This window comes from Sphingobacterium lumbrici (assembly GCF_006476045.1).
In the GTDB taxonomy this organism is placed as follows: Bacteria; Bacteroidota; Bacteroidia; order Sphingobacteriales; family Sphingobacteriaceae; genus Sphingobacterium; species Sphingobacterium lumbrici.
The window spans coordinates 540,657-563,928 of sequence record NZ_SRZY01000011.1 but is presented as its reverse complement, the minus strand read 5'-3'; the positions used below and the strand labels follow the sequence as shown (position 1 = coordinate 563,928).

21 protein-coding genes are annotated in these 23,272 nt (G+C 38.2%); 9 read left to right on the top strand and 12 right to left on the bottom strand.

What is annotated here, in order from left to right:
* Positions 1–67 precede the first annotated feature (67 nt).
* The 5 genes from ffh to E4F24_RS04625 all read right to left on the bottom strand — a co-directional run bounded on the left by ffh (position 68) and on the right by E4F24_RS04625 (position 5,258).
* Positions 68–1,411 (bottom strand): signal recognition particle protein, encoded by a 1,344-nt coding sequence (gene ffh / locus E4F24_RS04645; RefSeq protein WP_140937500.1) that lies wholly within the window; start codon positions 1,409–1,411, stop codon positions 68–70.
* A 123-nt stretch (positions 1,412–1,534) separates the two neighbouring features.
* Positions 1,535–2,221, bottom strand: coding sequence for a zinc metallopeptidase (locus E4F24_RS04640; protein WP_140937499.1), 687 nt, complete (start codon positions 2,219–2,221; stop codon positions 1,535–1,537).
* Positions 2,222–2,501: 280 nt separating this feature from the next.
* Positions 2,502–3,092, bottom strand: a complete 591-nt coding sequence (locus E4F24_RS04635; RefSeq protein WP_140937498.1) for an RNA polymerase sigma factor — start codon at positions 3,090–3,092, stop codon at positions 2,502–2,504.
* Positions 3,093–3,318: 226 nt separating this feature from the next.
* Positions 3,319–4,590 (bottom strand): serine hydroxymethyltransferase, encoded by a 1,272-nt coding sequence (locus E4F24_RS04630; protein ID WP_140937497.1) that lies wholly within the window; start codon positions 4,588–4,590, stop codon positions 3,319–3,321.
* Positions 4,591–4,730: 140 nt separating this feature from the next.
* On the bottom strand, positions 4,731–5,258 hold the full coding sequence (locus E4F24_RS04625; protein WP_140937496.1) for a DUF7935 family protein: 528 nt from the start codon (positions 5,256–5,258) through the stop codon (positions 4,731–4,733).
* A gap of 123 nt (positions 5,259–5,381) precedes the next feature.
* Between E4F24_RS04625 and E4F24_RS04620 the strand changes: the two genes are divergently transcribed.
* A complete protein-coding gene (locus E4F24_RS04620) occupies positions 5,382–5,735 on the top strand; it encodes a HesB/IscA family protein (protein WP_140937620.1) in 354 nt (117 codons plus the stop codon).
* 100 nt (positions 5,736–5,835) lie between these two features.
* Here the strand turns inward: E4F24_RS04620 and E4F24_RS04615 are convergent, their stop codons facing one another.
* Positions 5,836–7,263, bottom strand: a complete 1,428-nt coding sequence (locus E4F24_RS04615) for a DUF4419 domain-containing protein (protein WP_140937495.1) — start codon at positions 7,261–7,263, stop codon at positions 5,836–5,838.
* Positions 7,264–7,384: 121 nt separating this feature from the next.
* Here E4F24_RS04615 and ileS point away from each other — a divergent pair, with 121 nt between their 5' ends.
* The 6 genes from ileS to E4F24_RS04585 all read left to right on the top strand — a co-directional run bounded on the left by ileS (position 7,385) and on the right by E4F24_RS04585 (position 14,376).
* Entirely contained in the window at positions 7,385–10,798 is a 3,414-nt protein-coding gene (ileS, locus tag E4F24_RS04610) for an isoleucine--tRNA ligase (protein ID WP_140937494.1), read from the top strand.
* 3 nt (positions 10,799–10,801) lie between these two features.
* Positions 10,802–11,185 (top strand): TraR/DksA family transcriptional regulator, encoded by a 384-nt coding sequence (locus E4F24_RS04605; protein WP_136900885.1) that lies wholly within the window; start codon positions 10,802–10,804, stop codon positions 11,183–11,185.
* A 57-nt stretch (positions 11,186–11,242) separates the two neighbouring features.
* The gene (locus E4F24_RS04600) at positions 11,243–11,893 is read left to right on the top strand and encodes a lipoprotein signal peptidase (protein ID WP_140937493.1); all 651 of its coding nucleotides are present in this window, start codon (positions 11,243–11,245) and stop codon (positions 11,891–11,893) included.
* Positions 11,894–11,974: 81 nt separating this feature from the next.
* Entirely contained in the window at positions 11,975–12,928 is a 954-nt protein-coding gene (locus E4F24_RS04595; RefSeq protein WP_140937492.1) for a M20/M25/M40 family metallo-hydrolase, read from the top strand.
* The gene (locus tag E4F24_RS04590; protein ID WP_140937491.1) at positions 12,916–13,842 is read left to right on the top strand and encodes an SDR family oxidoreductase; all 927 of its coding nucleotides are present in this window, start codon (positions 12,916–12,918) and stop codon (positions 13,840–13,842) included. The genes E4F24_RS04595 and E4F24_RS04590 overlap by 13 nt, the downstream gene beginning before the upstream one ends.
* Before the next feature lie 6 nt (positions 13,843–13,848).
* Complete coding sequence (locus tag E4F24_RS04585) at positions 13,849–14,376, top strand: acyl-CoA thioesterase (protein WP_140937490.1); 528 nt, start codon at positions 13,849–13,851, stop codon at positions 14,374–14,376.
* 25 nt (positions 14,377–14,401) lie between these two features.
* Here E4F24_RS04585 and E4F24_RS04580 read toward each other — a convergent pair whose 3' ends face one another.
* From E4F24_RS04580 to E4F24_RS04565, 4 genes are all read right to left on the bottom strand, one after another.
* Positions 14,402–14,809 carry an EVE domain-containing protein gene (locus E4F24_RS04580; protein ID WP_140937489.1) on the bottom strand — a complete coding sequence of 136 codons (408 nt, stop codon included), beginning with the start codon at positions 14,807–14,809 and terminating at the stop codon, positions 14,402–14,404.
* 63 nt (positions 14,810–14,872) lie between these two features.
* Positions 14,873–15,223 (bottom strand): gliding motility protein GldC, encoded by a 351-nt coding sequence (gene gldC / locus E4F24_RS04575; RefSeq protein ID WP_140937488.1) that lies wholly within the window; start codon positions 15,221–15,223, stop codon positions 14,873–14,875.
* 47 nt (positions 15,224–15,270) lie between these two features.
* Positions 15,271–15,510 (bottom strand): hypothetical protein, encoded by a 240-nt coding sequence (locus E4F24_RS04570; RefSeq protein ID WP_140937487.1) that lies wholly within the window; start codon positions 15,508–15,510, stop codon positions 15,271–15,273.
* Between the two features lie 5 nt (positions 15,511–15,515).
* Positions 15,516–16,865: a DEAD/DEAH box helicase gene (locus tag E4F24_RS04565; protein WP_140937486.1), complete on the bottom strand. Its 1,350-nt coding sequence runs from the start codon at positions 16,863–16,865 to the stop codon at positions 15,516–15,518.
* A 214-nt stretch (positions 16,866–17,079) separates the two neighbouring features.
* Between E4F24_RS04565 and E4F24_RS04560 the strand changes: the two genes are divergently transcribed.
* Both E4F24_RS04560 and E4F24_RS04555 read left to right on the top strand, forming a co-directional pair.
* Positions 17,080–19,218, top strand: coding sequence for a S46 family peptidase (locus E4F24_RS04560; RefSeq protein WP_140937485.1), 2,139 nt, complete (start codon positions 17,080–17,082; stop codon positions 19,216–19,218).
* A 122-nt stretch (positions 19,219–19,340) separates the two neighbouring features.
* Positions 19,341–19,520, top strand: a complete 180-nt coding sequence (locus E4F24_RS04555) for a histone H1 (protein WP_140937484.1) — start codon at positions 19,341–19,343, stop codon at positions 19,518–19,520.
* Positions 19,521–19,592: 72 nt separating this feature from the next.
* On the opposite strand, the gene E4F24_RS04550 is transcribed toward E4F24_RS04555, so the two are convergent.
* Positions 19,593–20,360, bottom strand: coding sequence for a GLPGLI family protein (locus E4F24_RS04550; protein WP_216629127.1), 768 nt, complete (start codon positions 20,358–20,360; stop codon positions 19,593–19,595).
* A gap of 23 nt (positions 20,361–20,383) precedes the next feature.
* Positions 20,384–23,146, bottom strand: a complete 2,763-nt coding sequence (locus E4F24_RS04545) for an outer membrane beta-barrel protein (protein WP_140937482.1) — start codon at positions 23,144–23,146, stop codon at positions 20,384–20,386.
* Positions 23,147–23,272: the final 126 nt, after the last annotated feature.

Below are 23,272 nucleotides of genomic sequence, written 5' to 3'. Positions count from 1 at the left end.
ACAATTTAATAAAAAAGCCAAACACTAACGTTTGGCTTTCTTAAAATTATATTGTATTTAAAAGTTGTTAGAACGGCTTACCAGGCATCTTCGGCATATTGCGCATCATTTTCGCTGCCATCGCCGGATTGGACATTTGCTTCATAACTTTACGCATATCCATAAATTGCTTCAGCAATTTATTAACTTCGTCTATATTCGTACCGGATCCTTTAGCAATACGACTTCTTCTTTTCTGATCAATCGCATCCGGATTTTCCCTTTCGAAAGGTGTCATCGAGTCTATGATGGCTTCGATTGGTTTGAATGCATCATCTTCTATTTCAACATCTTTTAACGCCTTCCCTGCTCCCGGAATCATTCCAATAAGATCTTTCATGTTACCCATTTTCTTGATTTGCTGAATTTGGGATCTGAAATCGTTAAAATCAAATTTATTTTTTCGGATTTTCTTTTGAAGTGCCGCTGCCTCCTTTTCGTCAAATTGTTGCTGCGCACGCTCTACTAACGACACTACGTCACCCATACCCAAAATGCGGGAAGCCATACGATCCGGATGGAAAACGTCCAGCGCTTCCATTTTCTCGCCTGTACCAATAAACTTGATCGGCTTATTGACAACAGATTTTATCGAAAGGGCCGCACCACCGCGGGTATCACCATCTAACTTGGTTAACACCACACCGGTAAAGTCAAGACGATCATTAAATGTTTTAGCCGTATTTACCGCATCCTGACCTGTCATCGAATCGACAACAAATAAAATTTCGTTCGGTTGCGTAACTTCTTTTACGGCAGTGATCTCGTTCATTAAGGCTTCATCAATCGCTAGACGACCCGCAGTATCTATAATGATGACATTATTGCCGTTTCTTTTACCTTCTTCAACCCCAGCTTTAGCGATTGCAATAGGGTCGGTAGATTCACGATCCACATACACAGGAACACCGACCTGATTACCCAACACCTGCAACTGATCGATTGCGGCAGGGCGGTACACATCACCTGCCACCAACAACGGTTTTTTACCTTTTTGTTCTTTCAGGAAATTAGCTAACTTACCTGTGAACGTAGTTTTACCGGCACCATTCAGACCTGCAATTAAAATAACGGTTGGGTTTGTCGAAAGATCCAGTTCGGTAACTGTACCGCCCATCAACTCGGTCAGCTCGTCACTCATAATCTTGGTCAACAATTGACCCGGCGAAATACTCGTCAACACATTTTGACCTAAAGCCTTTTGCTTAACATCGTCTGTAAATGTTTTAGCAGTCTTGTAATTCACATCGGCATCCAATAATGCCTTGCGAATTTCCTTCATCGTCTCTGCGACATTGATTTCGGTAATATTCCCCTGACCTTTTAATACTTTAAAGGCCCTATCTAATTTATCCTGAAGATTTGAAAACATAATCTATTGAAGTTCTTAATACTAAAACGCAAAGTTACAAAATTGACCTGAAAGCAATGTATTCAGGTCACAAAAAAAGCGGTCATATAAATATACAACCGCTTAATATATTTTTAAACGTGATTAATCCCTACGACCTAACAGCATACTAGCATAATAAAGTAGCGTAACCAAAGCAGATAAAGCCGCAACTACATACGTCATGGCGGCCCATTTTAACGCATCTTTTGCTCCGTCGTGTTCCATCGAATTATGTGTGACATTTGCCGTATTCAACCAGGCCAAAGCACGATTAGAGGCATCAAACTCCACAGGTAGAGTAACGAAACTAAAAACTGTGGTAACAGCCAATGCAGCTACTCCTATCTGCAACAACAACAAGTTGTTTGAAAAAATTGCCAGCATTACACCAATCATCAGCGTAAACGAGACAATCTTAGAAGCAACATTTACCATCGGAACCATTGCAGAACGAAACTGCAACCAGGTATACGCTCTCGCGTGCTGCACAGCGTGGCCACATTCGTGAGCCGCTACGGCAGCAGCAGCTACACTACGTCCATGATATACTTCAGGGCTTAAGTTTACCGTTCTGTCCGATGGATTATAATGATCAGTAAGCTGTCCTTCAACGGAAATAACATTCACGTCATATATTCCATTATCATTTAGCATCTTTTTGGCGATATCCACCCCCGACATTCCTGAAGTCAACGGCATTTCCGAATATTTCTTAAACTTATTCTTAAACCTCGACTGGACGATCATACTGATGATCCCAATACCAATTAATAAAACCCAAATTCCCATATCTTTAATATTGTATTTTCTTACTATTCGATTTTACAAAGAATTATCAAATGGCATTCCATTTAAACAAACCTGTTAAAATAACGGATTAAAAATATCGAATTACTTCGGCTCTGACAAATAATCGGCAACAAATAGCTGATTTGTGACATTATGACTTGCTTCTATAAAATTGTAGATTTCAGGAGAGCTGCTTGATTTCATGCTGCACTTACAGGATAATGAATGAACGGAAAACGATAGACAATAAAAAAGCCAGATTCTAAATCTGGCTTTTTTATTATCCCATTTGCAATAGCATATTATGATCTTCAATAATCTTACGAAGATTACTCAACGCATATCGCATTCTACCTAAAGCGGTATTAATACTGACATCCGTGATCTCCGCTATTTCTTTAAAGCTCATATCACAAAAATGACGCATAATCAAGACTTCTTTTTGATCATCCGGCAAAAGTTGAATAATCTTTTTCAAATCAACATCGCGTTGCGTGCGAACAATTTTGCTTTCCACATCCTCATCTGCAAAATCGAGAACTTCAAATATGTCAAAACCATCGGCATTAACGACATTGAGACCACGCCTTTCGCGACGAAAGTGATCGATAACCATATTGTGTGCGATACGCATTACCCAGGGCAAAAATTTTCCCTCATCGTTATATCGTCCAGCTTTTAATACATTTATGACTTTTATAAATGTTTCCTGAAATATATCTTCTGCAAGATATTCGTCTTTAACCTGAATATATATTGATGTATAAATTTTGCTTTTATACCGCTCAATCAAAACCTCTAACCCAGCTTCATTGCCACTAATATACGCATGGATCAACTCCTGATCACTCTTATTTTTCAATAGTTCCATAATAATTTCCCTAAATTTAAGTTAGAGTCACACTAATTTTAAAAAGAGTAATTTTATATCAATAGGCAATTGTTCTTTTGTTTAACTTCCCAAATCAAATGAAAAAATCCCACCTTTCAAACTATCTTCCCCCTTTTTAACATTAATTCACACTTAGAATATTATGCAACAAAAAAAGCTCCAAAAATTAATTTTGGAGCTTTTTTTGTCAACTATTTCTCTAATTTTATTTGTACAATGGGAATTGCGCCATCATTGCCTTCACTTTCTCATGAATAGTAGCCAATTGGGCTTCATTTCCACGGTTTGACAATGCTTCATCAATCAATTCACCAATTTGAATAATTTCGGTTTCTTTAATCCCTCTACTTGTAATAGCGGCCGTTCCGAAACGAACACCCGATGTAACAAAAGGAGAACGTGTATCAAAAGGAACCATATTTTTGTTGGTTGTAATTCCTGCTAAACCTAATACCGCTTCCGCTTCTTTACCTGAAATATCCTTATTACGAAGATCCACCAACATCAGGTGGTTATCTGTACCGCCTGAAATAATATTGTAATCTTTCTCAACAAAGAACTGCGCCAAGGCAGCTGCATTTTTCTTAACTTGAATAATATATTCCATATATTCATCAGACAATGCTTCCCCATAAGCTATCGCTTTGGCAGCAATGGTATGTTCTAATGGACCTCCTTGGGTACCTGGGAACACAGCCAAATCCAACAATTGTGTAATTGTACGTAGTTCGCCTTTTGGTGTCTTAATTCCCCACGGGTTTTCAAAATCCTTTCCTACCATAATCATACCTCCACGTGGGCCACGTAGCGTCTTATGTGTAGTAGTCGTAACGATATGACAATGTGGAATCGGATCATTCAATAATCCACGAGCAATCAAACCAGCGGGATGAGAAATATCAGCCACAACCAAAGCACCTATTTTATCCGCAACGGCACGGATACGGGCATAATCCCAATCCCGCGAATATGCAGAGGCCCCACAGATGATTACTTTTGGCTTTTCAGTTAATGCTGTTTCTTCCAATTGTTCGTAATCGATCAAACCTGTATCTTGTTTTACACCGTAAAACAAAGGTTGGTATAGCTTTCCGGAAAAATTTGCCGGAGAACCATGCGTCAAGTGTCCGCCATGAGAAAGGTCAAAACCTAAAATCTTATCCCCAGGTTTTAAAATAGCCAAGAATACAGCAGCATTAGCCTGCGCTCCTGAGTGAGGTTGAACATTCACCCACTCCGCTCCGAAAAGCTGTTTTGCACGATCAATAGCGATAGTTTCAATTACATCAACTACCTCACATCCACCATAGTAACGCTTTCCCGGAAGACCTTCTGCGTACTTGTTTGTTAATACCGAACCGGCAGCTTCCATTACTTGCTTGCTTACAAAGTTTTCAGAAGCGATTAATTCAATACCTTCTTCTTGACGTTTTAGCTCTTCAGCTATAAGATTAAATATGGCCTGATCTCTTTCCATTATTATTGTATTAAATATATAGTTATATTAAATAGGATTTTGAAGAATTATCTTAATAAGCCGCAAATATACGACATTCCTAAAAAATAATGTATATCACTGTAATATCTTTTGAAAAAACTTCAAACAATTGAAAGAATTTAAGCAGTCAACTCATTTTTTAAGATCTGCAGAGTGGCATCATACGGATTAACATCCAATTCCTTTACATGCTGCAGCACAAGGCCCACAAACTGATCCAAGGTCGCATCTTTTGGCAATGCCTTTGCTGTATTCCGTAACAGAGAAATAGTATTTGCCTTTAAATCTTTGACCACCACCCAGGCGGCATCTGACACATACAGCTGTTGGGTAAAATTATGGCTAAATTCACTTTCCACTTCCGCGATCAGTATCTGCTTAAATTGCCTCATCGATAGTTGTGGGTCATGATTACGTAACATAATCTGTTCGGGGGCAATACGGTGAACCAATAAAATCAAACGTTCATAAGCCGAATAGCGTAATTGGAGATTTTCTTTGGTCAAAAGCTTACTTTGATTTATAGCATTAATCTTTAAAAGGTAGTTCTCGATTTTAGGCCAAATAATCCTAAATGCTAAAACCAATGCCGCAAATACACCAAAAGCCAGAATAAATAACTGCGCAAAAAACTCCGTATAATTCATAAATATAATTTCTTGATTTTTAACGTAGCCGCATTGTTTACGTATTGTCAAAAATCTATTGCATCAAATATTACGGCTAAAAATATGTATTTTTGTTCAACTATTCATAAGGAAAGGGAAGAAATGAGTACAGATAATATAATCACAACTGCTCCGGTAACATTAACCTCAGGCGCTGTTTCAGAACTAAAAAAATTAATCGATCAACAAGAATTGGGGTCTGATTTCGGATTACGCTTAGGTGTAGAAGGTGGAGGCTGTTCGGGAATGAGTTATATCTTAGGGTTTGACCAAAAGAAAGATGGTGATTCGGAATACGAAATTGAAGGGATCCGGGTATTTATGAATAAAGCACATGGGCTATATTTGGCTGGCATGGAAGTCGATTTCAAAAATGGACTTGACGCCAGGGGATTTACCTTTAACAACCCAAATGCAACGAGTACTTGCGGTTGCGGAAGCAGTTTTTCGGCATAAAAACGCAAAACTACTAAAGGGCTATTTCATACATTCATGAGACAGCCCTTTCCATAATCTCCCCTCCATATATACTTTATTCAGAACCTTCTAGAACATCCTATTCCCTTATTTGACGATCATTAACAAACAACCAGGTATTCGGCAATAGCTTTTTCAAACGTTTTTCCTCTTCAACAGAGATCTCACCTGTTAATGTCATTCTCTTTATTTTTATACTTTGTATTTCATCAGGAATATTTATTTTTCCAACGAAACCAATAACCAAACGGTCTATACTTTTGAGGGCAAAGAACTGCCGCGGTATTTCTGTAATGTTTTTTAAACTCACATCATCGTAAGCATCCTTCGGAGGAGTAGCTATCTGACGTTGCGTATGGTACGCAATAGCCCAGCCTATAACTGGCTTTAGCTTGTAGTTTCTGGCATCTTGCTCCATCCCAAACAATCCAGACCAAAATTCCATAGCATATTGTTTTCCGGAGGTACGATCTTCTAATATAAAAGGTACTTTTACATATTCAGCAGCGATAGCACTCGCTTGAGTTATTGGATTAAGATCCCGGCGTTCTCCTTTGTCATTGAACGGATAAAATTTAGTAATCCACCCATCGATTGTTTCATGGGGTGAATAAACAGCTTTATTCTGTAATTGCACCATATTTTTCCAAAACTCTTTATCCAGCTTACCTTCCTTCGTTTTCACGATCTCCTGAATAACAGGTCTCAGTTCTTTTGTCCACCACGCCAAATCAAATGTTTCCATATAATCCAGCTTGTCCAGAATTTTTTTCCAATCGGCTACTGTTCCTTCTATCGTAACAGATGATATACCGCACCCCATTATCATCACCCTGTAATCAAAATAAATCTTTACCGACTCCATCAGTACTATTTCGGAGGCAATTTTACTTATTTCATTTGATGTCGAAAAATCTGCTCTTAAATTCCGAACATACTCTTCGCCCGTATACGTTTGTATTTGATCGACAAACTGCGGAAAAACCTGCTCCCAATTACTGTTCTTATCACCCAGTTTTACCTGAGTAGTATCCACCACAACAGTTAGCTCCCTTTTACCATCGAAACCGACAAGCCTGTCTCTAAATTTTTCGGCATGAAAGGCAATATGCCGGGCAAACCCCTGCTCAATCAATAACCAAATTATATCCGGAGAAATCACCATAGGCCTATGATCCTGATACGCTTTAAGCATCCCCAATAAAAAGGGCTGATTACCAAAATAAACGACACTATCCGGCATAGGTGCATATTTTTCGACTTCACCTGATCCGAGCTTCAGAAAAAGATCCGAAGATGCAACACGCTCCAACAATTCTTTTGGCGGTTCCAACGATTCATCTATCAGGTATGCTGTTGCCGACCCATGCAGCCGCAACGTGTCCGAAGTTCGGGATTGTTTCTCAAAAAAGGGTCGGGAGGGTTTATCAGACTTTACAGCACTATTTACACAAGACATCGTAAACAAGAGTAGCATCAGGCCAACCAAATTTTTAATTTTTATCATAACTCAAGTACTATATTGTCACATGATGCAGCAAAAGCTTCGATTCCATAAATGTAATCTTTTTCCTTTCCTTAATAATCACTAACTTTGCAACCTTAAAAACAGACATTAAATTTACGTAATGTACAAGGAATATAAGCAGTTAAATTTACCGGAAATCGGGAAAGAAGTATTGAAGCGTTGGGAAGTTCAGGACATTTTCGCAAAAAGTGTTTCAAACCGTCCCGCAAGTAAACCGTATACTTTTTACGAAGGTCCGCCTTCAGCAAATGGTATGCCCGGAATTCACCACGTAATGGCACGTAGTATCAAAGATATTTTTTGTCGTTACAAAACGTTGAAAGGCTTTCAGGTAAAACGTAAAGGCGGATGGGATACACATGGTCTTCCCATTGAATTGGCTGTTGAAAAAACACTAGGTATCACGAAAGAAGATATTGGTAAAAAAATATCTGTTGAAGAATATAACGCTGCCTGTCGCAAAGAGGTCATGAAATACACGGATGTATGGAACGACCTAACAGAAAAAATGGGCTACTGGGTAGATCTCGAAAATCCATATATCACCTATCAAAATGAATATATTGAGACATTATGGTATTTGTTGAAGGAATTGTACAACAAAGGCCTTCTGTACAAGGGATATACTATCCAACCCTATTCCCCTGCTGCCGGGACAGGGTTAAGTTCGCATGAGTTGAACCAACCGGGTACATATAAAGATGTAAAAGACACCACAATTGTTGCCGAGTTTCGCGTGGTAAAAGATCAAATCCATCCGCTGATCTCAACTTTGGTAGAAACCGAAGAAGAAGATGTTGCTTTTATTGCTTGGACGACTACACCCTGGACATTACCAAGCAACACAGCTTTAGTGGTAGGGAAGAAAATCGAATACGTCAAAATCAAAACATTCAATCAATACACCGGATCTCCGGTTTCCGTAATTTTAGCAAAAAACCTAATCAGCAAGCATTTTAAGGCTGAAGGTCAACAAATTTCTTTTCAGGACTACAATCTTGGAGACAAAACCATTCCTTGGGAAATAGCGGCAGAATTTGTAGGTGAAGAGCTTCTTGGATTACGTTACGAACAATTACTACCCTATATAACAAACGAAGAGTTATTAGAGAAAGCATTCCGGGTAATACCGGGTGACTTCGTAACTACAGAGGATGGTACAGGTATTGTGCATGCTGCCCCTACTTATGGTGGAGATGACTTTAGAGTTGCAAAGGAAAATGACGTTCCGGGTATCTTTGTTAAGGATGAAAATGGAAAAGATGTACCGACGGTAGACCGTACAGGCCGTTTTGTGAAAGAAATCACGGATTTTGCCGGACGTTTTGTAAAAGAAGAATATTATTCAGATGCCGAGCGCGCTGAAAAAGATTTCCGTCCGACGGATGTTTTGATTGCCATCAAATTGAAAGAAGACAACAAAGCCTTCGATGTAAAAAAATACGAGCACACCTATCCACACTGTTGGCGTACAGACAAACCGGTATTGTATTATCCCCTGGATAGCTGGTTTATCCGTACAACGGCTATGAAAGAAGAAATGGTGGCCCTAAATAAAACCATCAACTGGAAACCCGAAGCTACAGGGTCTGGTAGATTTGGAAACTGGCTCGAAAATCTGGTAGACTGGAATTTATCACGTTCGCGCTACTGGGGTACTCCATTGCCCATCTGGCGTTCGGAAGACGAAAACGAAGAAATCTGTATTGGCTCCATGCCGGAATTAAAAAAATATCTGGAAGCATCTATTGCATCTGATGTACTTTCGGAAGAAGAAAAAGCGGTCAATACAACATATTTAGAAAAATTTGACACCGCTAACTTAGACCTACACCGACCGTATGTAGACCATCTGGTGTTAGTGTCTGCCGGGGGACAAAAAATGTTTCGCGAGCCAGATCTAATCGATGTTTGGTTTGATTCCGGTGCGATGCCTTATGCGCAATGGGGCTTGGATCACGACAAATTAGCTAATGGAGACAAATTACCTTTCAAAGAAGAGTACAACCACGCTTTTCCGGCTGATTTCATTGCCGAAGGTGTAGATCAAACCAGAGGATGGTTCTTTACCTTGCATGCGATCTCTACCATGATTAGAGGTTCTGTAGCTTTTAAAAATGTCGTATCTAACGGACTTGTGTTAGACAAGAATGGCAACAAAATGTCTAAGCGACTGGGTAATGGAGTAGATCCATTTGCTACAATTGAAAAATACAGTGCCGATGCCACGCGTTGGTACATGATTAGTAATGCAGCACCTTGGGACAACTTAAAGTTTAATGAGGAAGGACTGGATGAAGTACGACGCAAATTCTTCGGAACATTATATAACACGTATGCTTTCTTTGCCTTATATGCGAATATCGACAATTTCAACTACACAGAACCTGATGTAGTAAATGAAAATCGTCCGGAAATTGATCGTTGGATATTGTCATTATTGAATAGCTTGAGCAAAGAAGTGGACGATTATTATGCGGATTACGAACCGACCAAAGCAACCCGGGCTATCCAAACATTTGTCGATGAACATTTGAGCAATTGGTATGTACGTCTGTGTCGCCGCCGTTTTTGGAAGGGTGATTATACGGAAGATAAGATTTCTGCTTATCAGACACTGTATACTTGTCTAGACACTATTGCCAAATTGATGTCTCCAGTTTCCCCATTTTTTTCCGATCAATTGTATTTGGATTTAAATGCTGTGACCAAAAAGGAGAATTTTGAATCCGTACATTTGGCGGATTTTCCAGCTTACAACACCCTTCTTATGGACAAAGATTTGGAAGAAAGAATGGCCGTGGCACAAGATATTTCATCCTTAGTTTTGTCGTTGCGCAAAAAAACCGGAATAAATGTACGTCAACCACTTAGCAAGATATTATTACCTGTTTTAGACAGCGCATTCCAAGCGAAAGTGGAGAAGGTAAAAGACCTTATTCTTTCTGAGACGAACATCAAATCCATTTCGTTTATCACCGACACAACAGGCATTATCAAGAAAAAAATAAAACCGAATTTCAAAGCTCTTGGCGCGAAAGTTGGTAAGGATATGAAGTTGGTAACGACAGCCATTCAAGCATTGAATGCAGACCAAATCACCCAACTTGAAAGAAATGGAAATTATGTGTTAGAAGGAACAGCATATATCATTTCATTAGAAGATGTGGAGATTATTGCAGAAGATGTCGCAGGTTGGCAAGTTGCAAATCTAGGGAACCTGACAGTAGCGTTGGATGTACAGATTACAGAAGAATTGAAGAAAGAGGGTATTGCTAGAGAACTGGTAAATCGAGTTCAAAATCTTCGAAAAGAAAAAGATTTTGAAGTTACAGATAGAATCAAAGTTTTAGTGAGTCAAAATGTTGAGATAGAAAAGGCTACACAAAATAATTTGTCTTATATTTGCACGGAAATATTAGCTGATTCATTTGTTTTTGTAGACGCATTAACGTCTTCAGATACAATAGAGATAAATGGTATAGAACTAAAGGTATTAATCGAAAAAATTTAGGTTATGGCAAACACGGAGAAAACACGATATAGCGATTCGGAATTACAAGAATTCAAATCGATTATCTTAGAGAAGCTGCGTATTGCTAAAGAGGAGTTATTAGCATTAACGAGAACTTTAAGCAACAGTAACGCAAACGGCACAGACGATACAGCTGGAACCTATAAAACTTTAGAAGATGGTTCCGCTACTCTTGAAAAAGAACAAGTAAATCAGTTGGCTGCTCGTCAAAAAAAATTCATAGACAATCTTGAAGCTGCATTGGTACGCATCGAGAACAAAACATACGGCATCTGCCGTGAGACTGGAAAATTAATTCAAAAAGAACGTTTGAAAGCGGTTCCTCATACAACACTAAGTATCGAAGCAAAAAACAAACAATATTAAGAATTGAAACCTGAATGGTCTTTGCTCAAAAGGGCAAAGACCATTTTATTCTATATCATGAAAGGCTACACACGACCCATAACTCTTATCCTTCTTATTCTATTAATTGATCAAATATCAAAATTTTGGGTAAAACTCAACATGACGATAGGTCAGGATTTCAACATCCTCGGCAATAAATTTCTTATTCATTTCATTGAAAACCCAGGTATGGCTTATGGAATGGAATTTGGAGGCGAATACGGCAAGCTCTTTTTGAGTATCTTCCGTATCATTGCAGTTATTGGTATTGGCTATGGGCTTCATTATATGATCAAGAATAAATATCACAGAGGCTTTACGCTGACTGTAGCCATGATATTTGCCGGTGCATTAGGCAATATTATTGATTGCGTGTTTTATGGCATGATCTTCAGTGAAAGTGATTTTTACACGAAAGCAGTTCTTTTTCCTGAAGGGGGTGGATATGCCCCATTCCTACATGGAAAAGTAGTGGATATGCTTTACTTCCCATTAATAGAAGGAAATTTCCCTACCTGGTTTCCGATATGGGGGGATGAACACTTCTTATTTTTTCGCCCGGTTTTTAATGTAGCCGATTCCGCGATATCGATTGGCGTAGCGTTAATTTTACTCTTTCAAAAAAGGTACTTTAAAGAAGAGCAAAAGGTAAAAGAAAATGTGAATAGTGAGATGTTAGAGGATTAAGGTAAAAAATACAGAAACTTCATTGTAATTGAATCACCGAAGACAGCTCGAATACAAAAAATAAGTTCTAGATCTATGTGGATGAAAATCAATTTAAAAATCGGCTTTATCTGCAGTTTACTAGCTGCTTTGCTAGCCTTACCAACCTGTATAGTTGCTCAGATCAAACAGGAAAATCTGAAGAAGCATATTTATTACCTAGCTTCAGACAAAATGAAAGGCCGTGGAACGGGATCTAAGGAAGTAAATAAAGCCGCCAAGTATATTGAAAAGCATTTTAAAAAATATGGTTTATCGCCGAAAGGAGAAAGAAACTACCGTCAAACGTTTACGGCAAAAGTCCGTCGTGTAGTCGTCCCCGACAGCATCCGTCAAGCCGACAATATCATTGGATTTTTAGATAATAATGCGCCGTACACCATTATAATAGGAGCCCATTATGATCACTTAGGAACAGGGCATCAAGGAAGTTCGCGAGACTCATTAGGTGTTGGACAAATACATAACGGTGCAGACGATAATGCATCAGGTGTGGCCGGATTACTTGAATTAGCGAGACACTTCGCTACCAACAAAGAGAAAGAAGCATACAACATGCTATTTATCGGTTTTGGTGCAGAAGAGCTGGGTTTAGTGGGGTCACGACACTTCACAGAGAATCCAACCATACCATTGGAGAATATTCAATGGATGCTCAACATGGATATGATCGGCCGATATAATCCAGATAACGGTTTGGCCATAATTGGCTATGGCACCAGTTCTAAATTCCCCTCCATATTTGACGGAATCACGAGCGATATTAAATTTAACTTAAGTAGGGATGGCAACGGTGGATCCGATCAAACCTCCTTCTATAAAAAAAATATTCCTGTTTTATTTTTTCACACAGGAGGTCATGATGACTACCACAAGCCAGGTGATGATCCCGAAAAAATAAATTATAAAGCATTGGAATCCATTTTAAAACTGGAAATAGAGGTATTGAACAATTCTATGAAGCAAGGCAAAATGGACTTTCAATGGACGAACTGATAAACAGTGAAAAACGTATCCTGCTAACAGGATCCAATGGTTTTTTGGGTCAAAAGCTTACGGATTTGATTGTACAAAAAACAGATTATTCATTACTGTGTACCTCAAAATCCGCAAATAGGAATCCGAATATAAAGGGCTACGAGTATATTCAGCTATCACTTCTAAACCAACAGGAGTTAGCGACATTAATTGAAACCTATAACCCAACGCACATCATTCATACCGCTGCTATCACAAGCGTTGAAACGTGTGAAGAGAATTGGGAAGAATGCAAACAGCTTAATATTGATACTGTTCAGGTTTTAGCCGAAATTTGTAAAAAAAAGAATATCCACCTTACTTTTTTATCTACAGATTTCGTGTTCGATGGAAAAGAAGGCCCTTATCCGGAAACTGCGCCGACGAACCCATGCAATGTATATGGAAAAAGTAAAGTCGGAGCAGAACAAGCGATAATACGATCAGGCTGTAAGGCCGCTATCCTGCGCACAATATCGGTTTACGGTGTTACTGCCGATAAGAGTCGCTCTAATTTGATCCTTTGGGCTAAAAATAAGTTACAGAACAACGAGGTTATATCTGTTGTACAAGACCAATGGCGCATGCCTACCTGGGTCGATGATCTGGCGCATGCTTGCCTTCTTGCGATACAGAAAAATGCAGTCGGTATTTACCATATATCCAGCGATGAGATGTATGCTATACTTGATATTGTCTATAAAGTAGCTGATCATTGGTCTTTAAACAGAGATTTGATTATACCTGTCACCGCAAAAGAGATCGGTCAAGCGGATAATCGTCCCCGAATGACTGGCTTTGTGCTGGACAAAGCAAAAAAAGAATTAGGATTTAGCCCTACGTCATTAGCAAAAAGCTTGATAGAAATAGATAAACAGTTAGAATTATTATAGAATAATATGCAGGAAAAATTTGCGAAAGGGTCGTATACCGAGATGAATGAACTTGTTCTCCCCAATGACACCAATACATTTGGTAACCTAATGGGTGGACGCTTGCTGTACTGGATGGATATTTGTTCGGCAATGGCGGCTCAAAAACATTGCAATAATGTCGTGGTTACAGCATCAGTAGATAATGTTTCTTTCAAAAGACCCGTAAAGCTCGGTGATGTGGTTACCATTAAAGCCCAAGTGACCCGAGCATTTAATACTTCTTTGGAGGTGCGTTTAGAAGTTTTTGCCCAGAATCTTCCCAAAGGCACAAACGAGAAATCCAATGAAGCCTATTATACTTTTGTCGCCTTAGACGAGCAGGGTAAACCTAAGGCCATTCCGTTATTGAAACCAGAAACTGAAAATGAACTAAAACTATACAATGAAGCCTTACAACGCCGAGAATTGCGTCTGATTCTGGCCGGAAAACTGGAACCTGGACACGCAACAGAATTAAAAAATCTGGTTAACCTGTTCGATCATAAAGGCTAAAGAGTCGACATCGCATTGGAGAACGTTATGAATTCCCCAATGCGATAATACGATCAAATTCTTCTGGCTTCAAAGGCATAACAGAGAGTCGTCCCTGACGTACCAATGCAACATCCTGAAGAAACTCATCTGCTTTAATAGTCTCCAGTGTAACTGGCTTCTTAAAGCTTTCTACCGGAGCTAAATCGACAACTACCCATTTTGGATCTTCGGTAGTAGGATCTTGGTAAAACTCTTTAATTACCTTCGCTACCCCTACAACTTCCTTTCCTTCATTGCTATGATAGAATAAGACGAGATCCTCTTCTTTCATTGCCTTCAAATTGTTGCGGGCCTGATAATTGCGGACACCATCCCAAAAAGTTTGACCGTCTTTATTAAACTGCTCCCAGCTATATTTAAACGGTTCTGATTTAACCAAAAAGTAGTTCATCTTGAAAAGTAAAAAGTGATAAGTTGAAATTGACAAATCAACAAATTATCTCCTGTCAAATATTTAATTCTGTTGCTCTAAAACTTCCATTTTCTCGGCAAAGTGTGCACAGTAGTCTCTCAAATCGCCAATTATCTTTTCTGCCATCGGATCACCCCCAGATGAACGCAAGAAAGAATCGCCTAAAGTTTGCAATGTTTCATAAAAAAAACGTTTCATTTCATCATATGGCATATCTTTAGTCCAAAGGTCTATGCGTAACGAATTTTTATACTGTCCGTCCCACAATGCTAAGAACATTGCTTTCGTAGGCAGTGATTCTGTACTTTGTCCATCAGTAGATGACCATTGAATGGTATCAGGTACATTGTTATCGTCTAACTCTACTTCTAATTTTATTTCTGCTTTTTTCATCTATTTATTTTTTTCAATGACACCATACCTACTGCATGCAACTATCATTATTGAATTTTTAATATGACCATTACGATACCTACTACCAATATAAAGCCGATCTGTAGAACCCAAATGCGCTGTAAATCCCTTATGACTATTCTGAAAAATACATCTACCAACAAGAGCACCGCAATTAACGCAACTAACCATCCCCAGGAAAACAGCATTTCCGTATCCGCATTCATTTCAGAGATAAACCAGACCAAGATACAGGCTAAAGTAATATTCAGGGGCGTCAGTTTCATGAATGTTACTTCTTTTTAAACGATTTCGATTTTCCGCCAGAAGCTCTTCCTTTACCGCCCCCCTTTACTCCGGAAGGTGCAGATCTTTTTTTACCGCCTTGCTTAAGCGCAAACTTCTTCTCATGAAATGCACCTTTGAAATCAGGATTTTCCTTCTTCTTCTGACTATCAACTTCACGGGCAATAGCTTGTCGTTCGTCGAAAGGTGTTTTCTCGATAAAAACATCCTCTGGTAATTCAATCACTTCTATTGATTGACGAATTAGCTTTTCTATTTTCGCTACATAATATTCTTCTGCCGGATTACAGAAAGTGATAGCATCTCCTGTACTAAAAGCCCTTCCGGTACGTCCGATTCGGTGTACATAATCCTCGATGACAATAGGCACATCAAAATTAATAACATGGCTTACATTAGATACATCTAGTCCCCTTGCTGCAACATCTGTAGCGACCAGAAAACGAATTTCTCCGGTCTTGAAGGCATTTATAGAATTGATACGTGTATTTTGTCCTTTGTTGGCATGGATCACACGAACATTTTTTGCTCCATATTTGCGTTCTAAAAAAGCGAACACACTATCAGCCACTTGTTTTGTTTTGCAAAAGACAATCACCCGATGGTACGCTTCATCATCTGTAAACAAATGCTGAAGAAGATTAATCTTAGTCTTAAGGTTAGGAACATGATATAGCGATTGTGTCACCGTTTGAGCAGGTGTAGCTTGCTCCGTCACCTCAATGATAGTTGGAAATGCCAAAAAATCTCCTGCTATCTTCCGCACTAATTCGCTCATCGTAGCCGAAAAAAGCAAATTCTGTCGCTTACGGGGTATTACTTCCAAAATACGGTGTAATTTACTAATAAACCCCATGTCCACCATTTTGTCGGCTTCATCCATCACCAATACTTTCAGTGATTTAGTATTAATATCCCCAGCGAGATATAAATCTAAAAACCTTCCCGGTGTGGCGACAACTATATCGCAACCTTTAGCAAGTAGCTCTTTTTGCGTTTTCGGACCTAGCCCCCCATATAATACGATCGTACGCAGATCAAGGTACGTGGAAAAGAGCTGGATATGTTCTTCAATCTGCATAGCAAGCTCACGTGTGGGGCTTAATATGAGTGCACGTGGATCATTTCCCTGAGCATATTTAAGATTCATTAGGAGCGGTAATACAAAAGCAGCGGTTTTACCTGTACCTGTCTGTGCTATACCCATCACATCCTGTCCCGCTAAAATCGGGGGAATGCCCTTCTCTTGTATTTCCGTAGGTACTGAATAACCTGCTTCGGTTATTGCATTTAATAGCTGCCTATTAAACTTAAAATCCTCAAACGATACTTGCATCTTACAAAGATAGGTAAATCCGCGCATTTAAATTTTGTTAAAAAGGGGCTGCAACGGCAACTTTCTTTGTCAAAATTTTGTTTTACGGTGTATTTAAGCCAATTTTGCTTGCAAATAAAGGAATTGATAATAAAATCGGGATGTAAATAATACGGATGCATAGATCAATTATTATTTACATTGAACACTTATTAATAAAACAACTTATATACAAATGAAAAAAATACTATCATTAGTAGTGTTATGCGTGATAAGCGTAACGAGTATGGCCGACGAAGGCATGTGGTTTTTAATGCATTTGAAGCGTCTGAATGAAGCTGATATGCAAAAAAAAGGCTTGAAATTAACAACCGAAGAAATCTATAGCATTAATAATTCCAGCTTAAAAGATGCAATAGTCCAATTCAACGGTGGATGTACAGCAGAAATAGTTTCGGCAACAGGATTGATCTTTACCAATCACCACTGCGGATATGGGGCTATCGCTGAACTATCCACTCCGGAGCACGACTATCTAACAAATGGCTTTTGGGCAAAAAACCATGCTGAAGAACTAAAGCCGAAATCCCTGTATGTACGCTTTTTTGTACGTATGGATGATGTTTCTAAACGTATTTTAGGATTGGTAAATGATACCATGTCAGAAAAAGAAAGAGAAAAAATCATTAATCAGGAAATTGCTAAAATTGAAAAAGAAAATAGTGAAAACGGAAAGTATGTCGTATCGGTAAAATCATTCTACAATGGTAATGAGTACTACTATTTTGTGTACCAAGACTTCAACGATGTACGTTTAGTAGGCACTCCGCCCAATAGTATTGGAAAATTTGGCGGAGATACCGACAACTGGGAATGGCCTCGCCACACCGGAGACTTCTCCGTATTCCGTGTTTATGCAGACCAAGATGGGAATCCGGCTGAATACTCACTGCAAAATATTCCATTAAAACCAAAATATCATTTACCTATAAGCATCAAAGGAATCAAAGAGGGTGATTTCTCAATGATATTAGGGTATCCTGGGCGCACAAATCGCTGGATGCCCGCTGCAGGCATTGACCAAAACGTGAACTATGCATACCCTGCTTGGGTAGAAGCTTCCAAAGTAGGGATGGATGCCATGAAAAAACACATGGATCAAGATCAAGCTGTTAAAATCAACTATTCTTCACAATATTCAGGAATTGCCAATTACTGGAAAAACCGCCAAGGCATGATCGACGCACTTTCAAAGCACAAAACGTCAGACTCGAAACGTAAAGCCGAGAAGAAGTTTCAAAAATGGGCAAGCAAAACAGCAAATAAAGCACAATATGGTGATGTCATCACAGCAATAAATACGTATTACGCTGCGACAAATGAAAAAGTGCGTCATGACAATTATTTGATCGGTATGCTCCGTTCATCGACATTTACAGCATTACCGATGAGCTTAGGAAATGCATTAAAACAATATGCTAATGCAAATGTAGAAAAACGCCGAGAAATACGTCCAAGATTGGAAAGTACTATACACAGTACTTATGAGAAAGTTCATATCCCACTAGAAATCGATGTACTAGCTGCCGAATTAAATCTGTATAGCACAAAAGGTGGCGACATCTCAACTTATATTACAAAACTGGCACAACAAAATAATGGTAATTTTAATGGATTAATTGCCCAATATTTTGCAAATAGTATATTTGGTTCAAAAACAAATATACTTACTTTCTTAGAAAACCCTTCTGTACAACAGATTGATGCCGACCCCTTATATGCTATTTCCCAAGCTTTGATGGTAAAATATCGCGAACAATCCCCTGAACACAATCAGTTAGCAAGTGATTACCAAACGGCTTATAGAAAATACATAGCAGGCTTCTTGGAGATGAATCCCAAAACCAAATATTATCCGGATGCAAATAGCACCTTGCGCTTGACGTACGGTACCATCAGAGCCTTGCCCAAAGATCTACGCAATGACGCTACAGTCAATAATTATACAACCTTAAAAGGTACGATAGCAAAGTACAAACCTCAAGACGAAGAATTCGATCTTCCTCAAAAATTGATTGATTTATACGAAAAGAAAGATTTTGGACGTTACGCTGATAAGAAAGGGTATATGCCTGTTAATTTCTTGAGCGATCAAGATATTACCGGCGGTAATTCTGGCTCTCCGGTGTTGAACGGAAACGGTGAACTAATCGGATTGGCATTTGATGGAAATATAGAAGCAATGGCTGGTGATGTTATTTTTGATCCTAAGTTGCAACGCACAATTTCAGTAGATATACGTTATGTTCTTTTCGTGATCGATAAATTCGCGGGAGCTCAAAATATAATTGATGAATTGACTATTGTAGAATAAATTCTAATAAAATGACTTTTTATACAAAAAAACAACATTTTATTATTTTTTTATTTGTTGAATTTGTATATTTATTACTTCTTAGCAATTAATTAGAGAATACTAAAATTATATTAATAAAAATGGAAAACTACACTAAATTAAAAGAACTAGTAGCTTCAATCGAAGCTGATGCGGACAAATTCTTCAACAACGGTAACTCAGCAGCAGGTACACGTGTTCGTAAAGGTTTACAAGAAATCAAAACTTTAGCTCAAGACATTCGTAATGAAGTAACTGAGAAGAAAAATTCTGGTAAATAATTTTATTGTTTATCATAAATAAAAAACCTGACTTACGTGTGTAAGTCAGGTTTTTTTGTTCAGGATTTTTTTTTACAGAAACATCGCAGTGAACAATAGATTCAATTGCTTCTCACCCATCCAACGTGCTAAAACATCTTTCAGCTTTTCTTGCGTGTCTTTACGTGTCATAGGTGTATCTTTTTTCTTTCCGATATCTGTCTTTAATGTGGGGATATCAAATTCTACCTTAGTAGCATATATGTTAAAATGTTGCTGGGGTACTACTAGGCCTAAAATCATACCTGGCAATCCATGTACGGTACCCGGTCCGGCTGACGTAGGAATTTGATCCGTGAAAAACGCTACCACATACACCGAATCTAATGTCACACCATTTGCCCTTCGGCAGTCGTATCCCGCTATATTCCGATATTCATTGGTTATTTTCCATTTCACATTCAACAACGAATCTTGGATTAAAATGGAAGATCCCCCTAAATCGAATGACATTTTCGATACAGATTTTGACAAATCTTGATATAAAGTAGATTGATAGTCCAACAATCCCGAATTTAATAAATTAGTGACCATTGGATCATAGGTTCCCTTTATAGGTTCCAAGCTGATTTCGTTGCCCCTAAACGATAACTTTTTTTTCAAGACTGCGGTCTCATTTACTCGTCCTAAAATTTCTTCATAGTATTTTTTTGACCAATCGTCGTCTTTAAGAGCGGATATATGTCGTTTTAAAAGATTTTTTACGTGCACGGTCTTATCATATATAATCGTTCCTTCCTGAGGAAAATAAGCATATTGTGCATGCGCCATTTGGACTCCGGCACATAAAATTGTAACCATTAATATATATAAGTATCTTTTCATTATTCTTTCCCTCCTTTCATTGTTGTAAAATCCCATGATAACTTGAGCATAAAATATCTGGAAATGGTATTGTATGTATTTTGAGTAATTGAGTTACCGGATTGAAATCTTCTGAACCCAACATTTTGATTAAAGATATCATTGACATAAAAATCGACTACCAGACTTTCATCTTTTAGGAATTTCCGGGAGATACCGGGTTTAAACAATATGCGTTCAAATTTTTCATCAAATGCTTTTGTGGGAGCTTCATAATTATAAGAAAGATCTCCATACAGACTGAATTTCATGGGTAAGTTCCATTTGTACCATACGGTGGAATTATAGGTAAATCCGGAACTATTTCGCTCCGGATTCAGCGATGTATTAATGGTACGCCATCCCGGAACAAAGCTCACGTTAAAATCTATATTTTTTGTCGTATTCTTCGTAACGCCAAAATCGAGCGAATAGCTATAATTTGTATTCTCATTTAGTGCAGCATTAATATAGTTATAATAGTTACTATAGCTACCATTTCCACCAACTCTTGCTTTTATCTTATATTTTTTAATCAAATCAAACCCGCCACCAATCCAGGCATTCGCGTTGTTAGCAACGTAGTCTTCCAAATTATCATAAAAAACTGTTCGTACGCCAGCTCCGTCAATTTCCACATTTTGCTGAATGGAATTTCTCGTCTGACTAAAGCTTCCGTTTGCGTATAAATCAGTTCCTTTCATCATATTATAGCTATAAAAATACATGCTATAGCTGTCATTAAGCGCTGGTGTTAGTGATTCGTTACCTACGATAATATTTAGCGGATCTGTATTCTGACGCAAGGGTTGAATCTGCGATAAAGAAGGTAAGGAATTGGAGTGGTTATAATTGGCCCCTATACTCTTGTTTTTGGTTATATTATATCTTAATCTCGCATTCGGATTATAGGTTAAAAAATCACGTCTGACCGCTAAATTCTCATAATTATTACGCTGAAACATATCATCATTCCTTAAGCTGTTTGTAAGGTTGACCTCAAACTTCTCGGCTTTATATGTGAATGATAAATTAACAGCATTTCTAACGGTATTATAATCAAAATCGTTACTAAACTCCTCATCAAAAACAGTATAATTCTCTGAAGCATCTTTATTATAGGAATTGTTTAAAGAATGTGATTTTGAATTATTGTATTCATAACTAATCCATGAATTGAGTTTTTTCGTAATGGGTTCGGTATAAGCTACCGAAGTTCTCAAGTTATTTGACATACTTTGAATATCCTTATATTGGTCTATACGACTTGTACTATCCAACAAACCATCTTTGTAAAAATTAGTCGTAGCGTTTAAGAATACATCTTCATCGTCATCAGATACATTGCCGGCGATACGTAAAGACAGCGACCTCCCGACTTTTTTAAATCTTCGGGTTAAATACCCATCATAAGTAAAGTTACTATTTTCCGAGTCTGTACGCTGTAAGCGTTCGTTGTCATTCAAACTAACAAAATTTTCATCTGTGGTGCTCGCATTTATATTATTATCGACTTGCAATTTACCTTTAGAGCCCGAGAGCTTTACCGTCAATGTCGTTAAAGAATCCAACTTCCAATCGTACTTGGAATTAAAACGATGTTTTCTAACATCAGATTCCCGATTAGAAATATTTTCACTATTTAGTTGGCCTGAAGCAGATAAATTATTTTGAGAGATTGTCTGCTCTTCCACATTATTTGAAATTTGTCCGTACTTATAGTTAAAGTTCAACTTATGCTTACCTTCTTTCCAGCCATCATTAAAGCTTATTCCGGTATTCAAGGCGCCTGGTCTTCCTCTTCCGTCCCAGTTGCTAAATTCATCCCAATTCCTATAAAAATACATCCCTCCATCGTCAGACATTTCCACGTTCATGCTTGACGTCCCGAATTTCTCTTCCTCCTCCCAGTTCAAGTTGATCGTTCCGTCATTTGCTCCCAAAACAAACGCACCAATTTTTTGGGATCCTTTAAATTTATTAAGAGCCAATTTACCTAGATAATAGTTATCGTTTCCACCTGCGGCCTCTACCTTTCCAAACATCCCTTTCTTTGCATCTTCTTTTAGCTTAACATCAATTGTCTGGATGCGCTGACCATCATCAACGCCTGTTCGTTCCGTTTCTTCGGATTTTTTTTCATATACCTGTACCTTATCCACCATATCCGAACGTATATTGCGCGTTACTAAAGTGGGATCATCACCAAAAAATTCCTCACCGTCTACCAAAACTTTCTCTACGGTCTTGCCTTGTGCTGTGATTTTACCATTCGCATCAACGGATATTCCGGGCAACACTTTGAGCAAATCTTCAACTTTTGCATTTTTTTCTACCGTAAAACTCGATGCGTCGTATTCTATCGTATCACCTCTAATGACTACTGGAATTTGACCGGTCACGAGCACTTCCTCCAAAAGGTTTGTCACACTGGTTAAGCCAATCTGACCAATTTCTGAATCTTGTTTGTCGCCGTCTATCGGTGTATAATAATCGCCGAATTTTGGATAGGAGACGATTAATACGTAAGAACCCGTATCGGGTTTTTCCAATTGGAATTTTCCATTTTCTCCTGATCGGGTAAAATCTACCAAAATAGAATCCTGGGCTTGGATAAGCATAATTGTAGCATTTGATAATTTTGTCTTATCTGCTTCATCTACGATTTCACCCTTTATGAAAGTTTGCGAAAAAGCGGAACTGCTGAATATGGACAATAGAAAAATGAAGAATAGTTTTTTCATACAAGGGATATAATCTGAATCGAAAATAATTTAACAATTTATGCTATACAATAACATTAACTATAATTAACATTCTATTTAAATTCCTATTGCTATCTATATAAGATATGTCGAAATTCAAATTCC